At 41.2% G+C, this 12,465-nt stretch carries 10 protein-coding genes; 9 read left to right on the top strand and 1 reads right to left on the bottom strand.

Translation table 11 applies throughout. The features are described from left to right. Positions 1 to 181: 181 nt before the first annotated feature. The 5 genes from miaB to PMEL_RS06875 all read left to right on the top strand — a co-directional run bounded on the left by miaB (position 182) and on the right by PMEL_RS06875 (position 7,582). The gene (miaB, locus tag PMEL_RS06895; protein ID WP_120174560.1) at positions 182 to 1,510 is read left to right on the top strand and encodes a tRNA (N6-isopentenyl adenosine(37)-C2)-methylthiotransferase MiaB; all 1,329 of its coding nucleotides are present in this window, start codon (positions 182 to 184) and stop codon (positions 1,508 to 1,510) included. A gap of 100 nt (positions 1,511 to 1,610) precedes the next feature. Next, positions 1,611 to 3,470, top strand: a complete 1,860-nt coding sequence (locus tag PMEL_RS06890; RefSeq protein ID WP_120174559.1) for an ABC transporter ATP-binding protein — start codon at positions 1,611 to 1,613, stop codon at positions 3,468 to 3,470. A gap of 35 nt (positions 3,471 to 3,505) precedes the next feature. Then, complete coding sequence (locus PMEL_RS06885; protein WP_120174558.1) at positions 3,506 to 4,480, top strand: lysophospholipid acyltransferase family protein; 975 nt, start codon at positions 3,506 to 3,508, stop codon at positions 4,478 to 4,480. Continuing rightward, positions 4,477 to 5,292 (top strand): glycosyltransferase, encoded by an 816-nt coding sequence (locus PMEL_RS06880; protein WP_120174557.1) that lies wholly within the window; start codon positions 4,477 to 4,479, stop codon positions 5,290 to 5,292. The genes PMEL_RS06885 and PMEL_RS06880 overlap by 4 nt, the downstream gene beginning before the upstream one ends. 307 nt (positions 5,293 to 5,599) lie before the next feature. Then, positions 5,600 to 7,582, top strand: a complete 1,983-nt coding sequence (locus PMEL_RS06875) for an LTA synthase family protein (protein WP_120174556.1) — start codon at positions 5,600 to 5,602, stop codon at positions 7,580 to 7,582. 64 nt (positions 7,583 to 7,646) lie between these two features. Here PMEL_RS06875 and PMEL_RS06870 read toward each other — a convergent pair whose 3' ends face one another. Further along, on the bottom strand, positions 7,647 to 8,432 hold the full coding sequence (locus PMEL_RS06870; protein ID WP_120174555.1) for a glycosyltransferase family 2 protein: 786 nt from the start codon (positions 8,430 to 8,432) through the stop codon (positions 7,647 to 7,649). 170 nt (positions 8,433 to 8,602) lie between these two features. Here PMEL_RS06870 and PMEL_RS06865 point away from each other — a divergent pair, with 170 nt between their 5' ends. Genes PMEL_RS06865 through PMEL_RS06850 form a run of 4 tightly spaced genes read left to right on the top strand, consistent with a single transcriptional unit; the run spans position 8,603 to position 12,413 of the window. Next, complete coding sequence (locus PMEL_RS06865) at positions 8,603 to 9,316, top strand: glycosyltransferase family 2 protein (RefSeq protein ID WP_120174554.1); 714 nt, start codon at positions 8,603 to 8,605, stop codon at positions 9,314 to 9,316. 28 nt (positions 9,317 to 9,344) lie between these two features. Then, positions 9,345 to 10,109, top strand: coding sequence for a glycosyltransferase family 32 protein (locus PMEL_RS06860; RefSeq protein WP_120174553.1), 765 nt, complete (start codon positions 9,345 to 9,347; stop codon positions 10,107 to 10,109). Positions 10,110 to 10,114: 5 nt separating this feature from the next. Further along, complete coding sequence (locus tag PMEL_RS06855) at positions 10,115 to 11,296, top strand: glycosyltransferase family 87 protein (RefSeq protein ID WP_120174552.1); 1,182 nt, start codon at positions 10,115 to 10,117, stop codon at positions 11,294 to 11,296. Beyond that, on the top strand, positions 11,289 to 12,413 hold the full coding sequence (locus PMEL_RS06850) for a glycosyltransferase family 4 protein (RefSeq protein WP_120174664.1): 1,125 nt from the start codon (positions 11,289 to 11,291) through the stop codon (positions 12,411 to 12,413). The genes PMEL_RS06855 and PMEL_RS06850 overlap by 8 nt, the downstream gene beginning before the upstream one ends. Positions 12,414 to 12,465 lie beyond the last annotated feature (52 nt).

The following is a 12,465-nucleotide window of genomic DNA, read 5'->3' as shown; positions in this document are numbered from 1 at the left end:
CATTATGATAGATAGTAAAAACCTAAGAATGAACTTATATGGGAAATGTTTAAGCGTCAGCATTATTCACTAAAAAGAGTGTCTTAGTTCTTTTCTAAGAGTCAAATAGTTAGAACGTTTTTCGGTTGTATGCGATAAATTTAGTATCTTTGCATGCTAAATTTTTCGAGATAACAACAGAATGAAGAAACTATATATTGAGACATACGGCTGCCAGATGAATGTGGCAGACTCGGAGGTTGTGGCTTCTGTCATGAAGATGGCAGGTTATGACGTATGTGAGAATGAGGATGAAGCTGATGCTATCTTCCTTAATACCTGTTCTGTACGTGAGAACGCAGAGAACAAGATATACAATCGTTTAGAGGCTTTGCACGCTGAGCAGAAGAAAGGGCGCGACCTTATCTTGGGCGTGTTAGGATGTATGGCAGAGCGTGTAAGAGACGATTTAATTCAAAATCACCACGCCAACCTTGTGTGTGGTCCTGACTCTTACCTCAACTTGCCTGATATGATTGCGCAGTGTGAGAATGGTACGAATGCTCTGGATATCGAACTCTCTACTACTGAGACCTATCGTGATGTCATTCCACAGCGTATTGGTGGCAATAGAGTCTCGGGTTTCGTTAGTATTATGCGTGGTTGCAATAACTTCTGTCACTATTGTATCGTGCCTTTCACCCGTGGTCGTGAGCGTTCACGTGATGTTGATAGTATCTTGAAGGAGGTTAAAGACCTGCATGATAAGGGCTTTAAGGAGGTTACACTCTTAGGTCAGAACGTTAATTCATACGGCTTGTTGCCTAATGGTAAGCGTCCAGAGAATGGCGTTTCCTTTGCAGAATTGTTGCATAAGGTGGCACAGAGCGTACCAGATATGCGTGTACGCTTCACGACTTCTAACCCAGAAGATATGACAGAGGATATTATTGAGGCAGTAGCTACTGAGCCTAACCTCTGTAATCACATCCACTTCCCTGCACAGAGCGGTAGTAATAGCGTGCTGAAGTTGATGAATCGTAAGTACACTCGTGAGGACTACCTTGAGAAGGTGGCTGCTATTCGTCGTCTTGTTCCTGATTGTGGACTTACAACCGATATCTTTATAGGTTATCACAATGAGTCAGAAGAAGACTTCCAACAAACACTTTCATTGATGCGTGAGGTAGGTTTCGACTCAGCCTTTATGTTCAAGTACTCTGAGCGACCAGGTACTTATGCTGCAAAGCACCTCCCTGATAATGTATCTGAAGAGGAGAAGATTCGTCGTTTGAATGAGTTGATTCGCTTGCAGACCGAAATTTCTGCCGAGCAGAACAAGAAAGACGAGGGCAAGGAGTTTGATATCCTTATTGAACGCTTCGGTAAACGAAGCCGCGAACAGCTCATGGGACGTACTCCACAGAACAAGGCTGTAGTCATGCCACGTGGCAATCATCATATTGGTGAGACCGTCCGCGTACGCATCACAGGCTCAACCAGTGCCACACTCTTTGGAGAAGAAGTATAAATATACTTTACATATAAAGATAAAACCGCAAAACAATTTTGCGGTTTTACTATTTATAGCTATATTTGCAAAATTGAATATAAGATAAGAAGATTAGTTGATGAAGGAATTCATACACGTTTTACGCAGGTTCGTACCACCATACAAGAAGTATCTTGTGCTGTCAATCATTTTCAATATATTGTCAGCAATTCTCAATATATTCTCCTTTGCAACGCTTATACCTCTCCTTCAGATTCTTTTTAAAGTTGATGCAGGAACGGGTGCGATGCGTGCAATGGCTTGGAGTGAAGGCTCTTTTAAGGAGGTACTATCGAACAATGCGGATTATTATACGCAGATATACATCACCAGTTGGGGTCCAACAACTGTCTTATTGGTTATCGGATTGCTCCTTGCCTTTATGACTTTCTTAAAGACAGGAGCCTACTTCCTTTCTTCTGCATCAATTACTCCTATCCGAACAGGCGTAGTTCGTGACATTCGTAACCAACTCTATGAGAAGATAACATCCCTTTCTCTTGGCTTCTTCAGTGAGGAAAGAAAGGGAGATATCATTGCTCGTATGAGTGGTGACGTACAAGAGGTTGACAACTCCATCATGTCATCTATCGACATGCTCTTTAAGAATCCTGTTCTTATTATCATTTACTTTACCACACTGCTTATTATCTCTTGGCAGTTGACGCTCTTCACGCTCATCTTTGTTCCTATCTTCGGATGGTTTATGGGCTTTGTTGGTCGTAAGTTGAAGCAGAACAGTATGACAGCACAGAAGTTGTGGAGTGATACAATGAGTCAAGTGGAAGAGACCTTAGGCGGTTTAAGAGTCATCAAAGCCTTCTGTGCTGAAGGAATGATGAACGAACGCTTTGACAAGATCAACTCACAATACCGCAATGACATCATGCGTGTGAACATTCGTCAGCAGTTAGCGCACCCGATGAGTGAGTTCCTCGGAACGGTTATGATAGTTGTTGTACTTTGGTTTGGTGGTACTCTCGTCTTGGGCGAATCTCCGATTATCAGCGGTCCTACCTTTATCTACTATCTTGTTATTCTCTACAGCATTATCAATCCACTGAAGGAGTTCTCTCGTGCAGGCTACAATATCCCTAAAGGACTTGCCTCAATGGAGCGCATTGATAAGATTCTTAAGGCAGAAGTAAAGATACAAGACCCAGAGAAACCAGTTCATATCGATAGCTTTGAGCATGAGATAGAGTTCCGTAACGTCAGCTTTGCTTATACAGACGGTAAGGACGATGAGGAGAATCCAGAGCTACACTGGGTATTGAAGAATATTAACCTCGTTATTCCAAAGGGTAAGACAATCGCTTTGGTAGGGCAGAGTGGTAGCGGAAAGTCTACTTTGCTCGACCTCATCCCACGTTACTACGATGTGCAGGAAGGTGAGATTCTCATTGACGGAATCAATATTAAGGATTTAGGAGTACACGATCTCCGCCAGCTTATTGGTAATGTAAACCAAGAGGCAATCCTCTTCAACGATAGTTTCAAGAACAACATCTCCTTCGGTGTCAATGCAACAGACGAGGCGATAGCCGAAGCTGCGAAGATTGCCAATGCCCATGAGTTTATCCTTAGCAGTGAGAAAGGATACGACACCAATATTGGTGACCGTGGTGGACGCCTCTCTGGCGGACAGCGTCAGCGTGTGAGTATTGCGCGTGCTATCCTTAAGAATCCTCCAATCCTCATCCTTGATGAAGCGACTTCTGCTCTTGATACAGAGAGTGAACGCCTTGTACAGGATGCCCTTTATAAGCTTATGAAGACGCGTACGACCATAGCTGTAGCCCACCGCCTATCTACTATCAAGAATAGCGATGAGATTTGCGTGCTGCATGAAGGTGAGATTGTAGAGCGAGGTACGCACGATGAACTTATGGATATCGAAGGCTACTATAAGAAACTGCATGATATGCAGGAGATATAAGTAATATCATTGAAGATAGATAGACTTCTCGTAAAATGAAAAAAGGACTTTCTTATATTGCTTACGCACTATCATATACCTTTTGGTATACGATGTCTTTGTTGCCAATGAGCCTACTTTATGTCTTTTCTGACTGCCTTTATCTTTTGGTCGGAAAGGTTGTAAAGTATCGTCATAAGGTTATTTGGAAGAACTTGAAGGACAGTTTTCCAGAGAAAGATGAGGCTGAATTACAGCGTATAGAGCGTGAATTTTATCATTACTTCTGTGATTATCTTGTGGAAACCATCAAGCTTCTCAATATGAGTAAGCGTGAACTTCGTCAGAGGATGGTTTTCACAGGCATAGAAGAAATGAACGAGCTACTTGAAAATGGAGTGTCCTGTGCTGTCTATTTGGGCCATTATGGTAATTGGGAGTTAATAACATCCTTACCTTTATGGGTTTCTGAGAAGGCACAGTGCTGCCAAGTTTATCATCCGTTGAAGAACGAACGATTTGATAAACTCTTCAAGTCTGTACGTGAAAAACATCATGCACTTTGTATTCCGATGGCAGAGACACTGCGACAAGTAGTTTCTTATCGCCAGAAGAAACAACCAATCGTTATTGGATATATCGCTGATCAGGCACCTTTCTGGAATAATATTCATCATTGGGTAGACTTCCTAAATCACGATACACCCGTCTTAACAGGTAGTGAACGTATCATAAAGAAGACTGGACAAGCCGTTTTCTATGGTGATGTTTCACGTGTTCGAAGAGGCTATTATCAGTGTGATTTCAAGTTGATAACCACTGAACCAGCAAAGTATAAGGATTGGGAAATAACCGATAAATATTTTCAATTGTTAGAAGAAACCATCCGTCGACAGCCAGAACTTTATCTTTGGAGCCACAAACGGTGGAAGCGTACGCGTGAAGAGTTTAACTTACGCTATGATGAGAAGACTGGAAGAGTTAGTTTGGAGCCACTGGATGAGATTATAAGGAAAAAAGATAAGGAATGATTTTTGTAAGAGATAAGGGAAGGATGTGTAATAACATCCTGCAATATGGACATCTATATGCTTGGGCAAGAGCAAACAACCGGAAGACGGTTTCAATGCGATTTGCTTACAAGTATCAGTACTTTCATATCTGTAGGACTCGTTGGCATAATTTTTTTGTTTATCTTTTTGCAAAGTATGCAGCCAAATTAAAGCTAATACCTACTGTCACATTTGATACACCTGACGAAGACTTAACTGAAAAGGAAAATGCAATGAGGCATGGATGTCTTGTTGCTGAGGGATGGTATGCTCGTTGGTATGACCTTTTCTTACAGTATAAGCCAGAGATATTATCCTTATTTACCTTTGATTCTCACATAGAAAACAAGGTTACTTCATTGCTGGAAACATCGTCTAAAGAGGGTATTATCAGATTGGGTGTACATATCCGTCGTGGTGATTATGCCACATGGAATGATGGTAGATTTCTCTATGACGATAAGCAGATGGTAAATATTATCCGCCAATTTATCCTCCTTCATCCTAATAAACGTGTTGTAATCTATATCTGTGGTAATGATCCAAAACTCAATAAGCAGGCTTATAGCGATGCTTTTGGGCAAGAGAATGTAGTCTTTCCACAAGGTAATCCGGGAGAGGACCTGTGTCTTCTTTCTCATTGCGACTATCTAATTGGACCACCGAGTACGTTTACACTGGTTGCATCAATGTATCGTAACACTCCATTGTATTGGATTAAAGATATCAACAAGCCCTTACAAGAGGATTGCTTTGACTACTTTGATAATCTCTTTCGCAATATCATATAGTCTTTGAAGCCGTAAATAACATAAGAAAACAGTAACAGTTCATCAATATTCCGTAGTGTATGGTCATACAATCGACTTCTGTTAGTGAATTATTTTCATGAAAAGAAAGAATTATTTACATGAAAATAAATATTTATTGTCATGAAGAAAAAGATTTATTTACATGAAAAAAAATCGCCACAAGTTGTTGAGAAGACTACTTACGATGTCTAACAGGAGTAAAAATGACGATAAAAACAATGACTCTTGATGCTCTGTTGTTGTGGGAAATATATCATTCTAAAACCGAAATAAGTAAAACCTAATAATGTATAACAACTTAAAGTACTTAATTAAGCACTCTGCTGTAATCCTTGTTATCCTCTTTTTCGTGCGCATTTGCTTTGCTATTGCGTTCGTTCCGATGGGTCTTATAGGCAGCAACCTAACTGTTCTTCCACGTTTACTTTTCAATGTCCTGCGTTTTGATATGCAGGTAGTTTGTTATGTTTTGTTGCTTCCAACGGTTCTTACCCTTGTCTTTTCTGCTCTGCGTAAGGCGTGGGCTGAACGAGTATTGAGCCGTTTTCGTAAGGTTTATTACGCTATTGTCGATATTCTTATACTGGCACTCAGCGGGATTGATTTGGGCTTCTTTTCTAATTTCAATAGCCATATTAACCTCACTTTCTTTGATTTTTTCAATGAAGGACCAATGAGTTTGATACAAGCTATATGGGAAGAATATCATTGTGTTTATGAAGGTTTAGCCTTCCTTTTCCTCTCATTATTGATCCTTTATGTCATTCGTAGAATAGAATCAGATAAGGTGTTGGCTCGTCAAACAAACTGTTCTTTAGGCGGTCAGAAGACTTCTCGCGGTCAACTTATTAAACTTTCGGTTATCATTTTACTGTATATTGCCTTTTTAGTTATCGGTATGCGTGGGTCGGTATGGCGTTTCCCTTTGCAGATAGAAGACACCTTTGTATCAAATCAGAAGCTATTGAACGACCTTGTTCCCAACGCTATCTACATGTTGAAGAAGGCTTGTAAAGAGAAAGCTAAGGCCTTTAAGGTTGAGAGTACAGATGACTTATTAGCACAATATAAGTTTAAGAGTCTGCAAGAAGCATTAGATGTTTATACCGATGGGCAGATAAAGATAGCAAAGAACGACACGTTAACAGCCTTGCAGCGTGCATTATTCGCAGAAGTGGGTGACAGTTTAAAGCAGCCACAACCTAATGTTGTAATTATTTATAGCGAAAGTTGGAGTAATTATTTGTTCAATCTCCAACAGAAGGATGCGGAGATGAACTTCGGTTTGGACCGTCATTTCAAAGAAGATTTGCTTTTCCGCAACTTCCAATCGGTTCAGAATGGTACGATAAATTCGCTTGAAAACCTCTTTGTGTCTACTCCTTTTCCACATTTCTTTACTTCATCTTATCGTTTCAATACGCTTCCTACATCGATTGCCTTACCTTTCAAAGCCAGCAACTATACAACGATGTTCATGTCGGGAATGGATGCTGCGTGGGAGAACTGTGCTGAAGCATTGCCTCATCAGCAGTTTGATGCAGTCTATGATAAGTTCTTTCTCTTGAAAGACTATCCTCATGCGACTTATAATAGTATTGGTGTTTACGACGAATACCTCTTCCAAGCGTTGTTAGATAAGTTAAATAAACCATCAAAGAAACGGCAGATGATAACTGTGATGACGACGACAAATCATCCACCTTTTGAGTTCCCAAAGGACTTGAAACTTCTTCCTTTGCCCGATTCTTTCTATGGTAAGAAGTGTTTTGCAGAGCATAATCGTAAGGTTTTGGATAAGTATCTCACCGGATTCCGCTATTATAACAAAGCACTGAACGACTTTCTCAATCGCTTCAAAGCCTCTGCAGCAGCAAAGAATACGATACTTGTTATCACAGGTGACCATAACGTGCGTGTTATTCTTAATTATGATGTAATCGATAAGCGGTATGAACATTCCGTTCTGCTCTATGTCTATCTTCCACCTTACCTACGCAAGGAAGCTTATAACAAGCTAACCAATCGTTGGGGAAGCCATGATGATATCTTAGCAACGCTTGCCCCCTTTGCTTTCCGTAATACAAAGTATTTCAAGATGGGTAAGAACCTATTAGATACGTCTGTTTCGGACAGTACTTATTATAGTGCAAACGTTGACCAGATAGAAGCTATACCAAGCTATCAAAAGAAGGCTGAGCGACTTACGGCAGCCCGCAACCTACTCCGTCAGGTGTATTTTGGTTTGTATTGGAGGACACAACAGTAACAAAACGATAGAGGGTGTAAGTTTTGAAGCTTACACCCTCTATTGTTATATTATAATGATTCGTTTATTTCTGTTCGTCTTCACTCTGTTTCTTTATCCTTGCCTCTATTACTTTCGCAACAATCATAAACTGGTAGAAGCCTGTCATAACACTATCAATAAAGCCTGTAACACCGTTTCTTATTTCTCCATTCATAAAGTAGGATTTGAAGAAACGCCAGAAAGGACGGAAGAGTAATACACCAACTCCATAATTCTTGCCCTGCTTCTTGAGGACTTCATTAGTGGTATAGCGGTTACATTTCTCTAACATATCTGATAGATAGTTCTCCGCTAAGTGAATTAATTGTACATTGTAAAGATGGTTATTGATGTGTTCGATAGGTCCCTGCACTTGTGGAATGGAGTGTATGTATGGAGGCCAGACGGTTCCTTCGCGGATAAAGAAGCGCAGTTGATAATCCTTTGAAAACCCTTTCTTAGGGGTATTCATAAATCGGTTCTGCCTTGGAATATAAAGACCTCTCGCACTGTTAGGCTTGTTGATGTGCTGATAAAGATAAGTTCTTAACTCTGGTGTCACCAATTCGTCAGCGTCAACGACGAGTACCCATGGGCTTTTAGCACTCTGTATGGCAAAGGTTCGAGCTGGTTCAGCACAGGTATGATTACCTTTTGGGAAAGTGACAACCTTACATCCGGCACGTTGAGCAATCTCTACGGTATGGTCAGTACTCTCCATATCGCAGATAACAACCTCATCGAAGTCCTTAACGGAGTCGAGTACACGCTGCAGGAATTTCTCTGCATTGTAGGTGTTGATAACAACTGATATCTCTTTTTTTTCCATCTTATGGGCAAAGATACGATTTTTTTCTGTACATTTGCATTATGCCAATTGAAAAAAACAACGCATTATCGGATTTGTAGGGAAGTATATTTGAAAGATAGAAATACCTACTGATTTGGTAAAGGCAATGTGTTTTATTGGTACAAAATGTGTTTGAATTATTCATTACTATGATAGAAAAGCCCTTAGTTACGGTCATTACTGTTTGTTATAACGCTGTATCACTGATAGAGAAGACTATCCGTAGCGTTTTGGCACAGCAGTATGAGCATATTGAATACGTTGTTGTTGATGGCGGTTCTACTGATGGTACGATAGAGATAATTCGTAAGTATGAAGCTCATATCAGTCATTGGATAACGGAACAAGATGAGGGTATCTATGATGCAATGAACAAAGGCGTTGCAATGGCTACAGGAGAATGGTGTATCTTTCTCAATGCTGGTGACACATTTGCAGCTGATGATGTTTTGCAAAGGGTTTTTCAAGTTCCGCGTGAGGCTGATGTCATTTATGGAGATGTTGTAAAGAATGGCATTGTTAAGCCTGCTGAAGCACCTCATAATAGCCATCGAATGTACTTTTGTCATCAAAGTTGTCTGACACGTACAGCCTGTCTTCGAGAGTTTCCATACGATATAAGTTATCGAATGTCAGCAGACTTCAAGTTGTATAAGTTGCTTTGGAAAAAGCATTATCGCTTCCTTCAATTGCCTTTTGCTATTTCCAACTTTGACACAACAGGCGTTTCCAATACGAATCGGTCACGAGGACTATACGATAACATACAAATTATTCGAGAGTTAGACGGATGTTTAGAGCAGATGCGACTTCTACCACGTCTTTATTTCGTCTACTTTCTCTGTAAATTAAAGAATCAATAAGTTAGTAACAATTAATAACCCTATCGCTATGATACCCAAAGTCATTCATTACTGTTGGCTCAGTAACGACCCATATCCTGATAAGATACGGAAGTGTATGGACACTTGGAAGAAGGTGTTGCCCGACTATGAGATAAAGCTATGGAACACTGAGAACTTTGATATGTCAAAGGCTCCAGTCTATGTGCGCGAAGCTTTCGAGCAACGTAAGTGGGCTTTCGCAGCTGATTATATCCGTATGTATGCGCTATATACGGAGGGTGGCATTTATCTTGACTCTGATGTAAAGGTCTTGAAGTCGTTTGATGAATTCCTCAACTATAAGTTCTTTACTTCTTTGGAGTATCACCCAAAGCAGATAGAGATGACGGGAGCGATGGATATGATTGATGAAGAAGGCAATCGTATCAAGGATGATTTCGTCTCAGGGATACAGATTCAGGCTGCTGTTATGGGTTCTGAAGCTGGCTGTCAGTTTGTGAAAGACGTCTTAGACGACTATGAAAAGCGTGAGTTTATTTATCCAGAAGGTTCTAATGGTAAGGGAGTTATCTCTCCATTTGTCTATGCCAGAGTGATGGAAAAGTATGGCTTTAAGTACTTGGATAAAGATCAACCACTCGAAGACAATATGATGGTGTTCCGTTCGGAAATCTTTGCAGGTAACAAGTATGAGGCAACACCAGCTTCATACGCCATCCATTATTGTGCTCATAGCTGGAAACGAACCCCGATGGAGAAGTTTAATAGATGGTTGAAAAGGAACATCCCTTGTCTGTTTCCTAAGAAATAAATGTGATGAAAGATAGAATAAAGCAACTCTTACACCACCCCCTGCTCTCTAACCGATGGTTCCTTATGGGCTTATGGTTTATCATTGCCCTTGCAGGAATGCTGAAATACAACCGAAGTTTCAATAACTTCCTTATCTTTCGTGGTGTTTACTGGCACACAATGAACCAAACTTTACTCTATACAGCCTATCCTGCGGAGTATTGGGATGTGAATCATTATGGTCCGGTGTTCTCTCTTGTCATCGCACCTTTTGCTATTCTGCCTCTTTGGGCGGGTATGTTGCTATGGTTAGTGTTCCTAACAGCATGGCTATATTTAGCTATTGTGCGTTCAGGACTGCGTGAAAAGCAAAAGATTTTCATACTTTGGTTCTGTGGAATAACGCTCCCAACGGCCCTTTTTATGCAGCAGTTCAATATTGCTGTGGCTGCAATGATTCTCTCTTCTTTCTTCCTTATTGAGAAAGAAAAGGACGGTTGGGCAGCTTTCTTCATCGTCTTAGGAACGTTGGTGAAGTTATATGGCATCGTGGGGTTGGCTTTCTTCCTATTCTCACGACACAAGTTGCGTTTATTGATGTGGCTTGCAATATGGTCAGTTGTACTCTTTTGTGCGCCAATGGCTATCAGTTCGCCTGCTTATGTCATAGGACAATATCATGAATGGTACATTAACTTGGTGGAAAAGAATGCAGAAAATCTTGGCTCTATTCAGCAGAATATCTCCCTCTTAGGGCTTGTTCGTCGTACAACTGGTTGTATGAACTATTCTGATCTATGGCTGATTCTGCCCGGAATGGCACTCTTTGCCCTTCCTTACCTGCGTTTCTCACAGTATAAGAACCTTGCCTTCCGTGAGACAATACTCGCCTCTGTACTCTTGTTTGTTATCCTTTTCAGTACAGGTAGCGAAGCCAGCGGATATGTGATAGCCTTGTTAGGCGTTTGTATATGGTACACCGCTGCTCCTTGGAAGCGTGGAAAGTGGGCGATAGCATTGATGGTATTTGTCTTCCTACTCTCTGGTATGGGTAGTAGCGACATCTTTCCAAAGTTCATTCGAGAAGCATATATCAAGCAATATGCCCTCCGTGCGTTACCAATCAGTATTCTCTGGCTGTGGCTTTGTTATGAGTTATGCACAAAGGATTATGCTCCTATAGAAAAGGTTGATGCTCATGAATAAGAAGATAATAGGTTATGATGCTAAGCGTATCGTAAGAAACGGAACGGGATTGGGTAGCTATGGGCGCACGCTCATTAACGACCTTGCTCCGTTGATGCCTGACACAAACTTACGACTCTATGCTCCTGATGCTGGACGTGACGACCTTCGCAATCAGGTTGAATTGCGAGATAACGTACAGTTCTGCTATCCCGACCACCTTCGTTTTCGTCTGCAGCGTGACTGGTGGCGTGTGAAAGGGGTAGTAAAGGACCTAAAAGCAGATGGAGTAGAACTTTATCACGGTCTTTCGGGTGAACTTCCTTCTGGCTTGGCAGCAGCCGGCATCCCCGGTGTTGTTACTATTCATGACCTTATCTTCCTACGTCATCCAGAGTTCTATCCGGCTATTGACGTTTTCTTCTACAAGCGGAAGTTCTTTAAGACATTGCAGGAAGCTACGCGCATCATTGCTATCAGCGAATGTACGAAGCGTGACATCTTGTATTATGGTGACTTCCCAGAAGATAAGATAGACCTCGTCTACCAGAGTTGTAGTACCCACTTCAACCAGTCGGTAAGTCCTTCACTGATAGAGGAAGCCCGCCGTAAGTATCAACTCCCACAGCGTTATATATTAAATGTAGGAACGGTAGAAGTGCGAAAGAACATCCTTTTGGGTATTCGTACAATGGCAAAGCTACCTTCCGACTTACATCTTGTTATCGTAGGACGACAGACCAAGTATCAGAAAAAGCTCGATGCAGAAATCAAACGCTTAGGAATTGGCAAGCGAATCCATTTCCTTCAAGGTGTACCTAACGACCTTCTCGCAGCTATTTACAATCAGGCTGAGGCTTTCATCTATCCTTCACGCTATGAAGGATTTGGTATTCCTATCATCGAAGCCATACAAAGTGGATTGCCAGTAGTAGCTGCTACGGGTAGTTGTTTGGAAGAAGCGGGTGGTCCTGATTGCCTTTATGTAGGTCCAGACGATGTCGAGGGTAATGCTGCTGCAATCCTTTCAGCGATAGAGCATCGTAAGGAGATAGTCAGCAAGAGTCAACGCTACGTAAAACGATTCGAAAATCAAGATGTAGCCTCTCAGATTCTTGAAGTGTATAATAAGGTATAAAGCATCATCCCCAAGCCCTTTTCTTATCATAAAGAGCTTGGGGATGAGTTTT

Origin of the sequence: Prevotella melaninogenica (assembly GCF_003609775.1) — a bacterium.
Taxonomy (GTDB): Bacteria; Bacteroidota; Bacteroidia; order Bacteroidales; family Bacteroidaceae; genus Prevotella; species Prevotella melaninogenica_A.
This window is presented reverse-complemented; position numbering and strand designations above follow the sequence as displayed.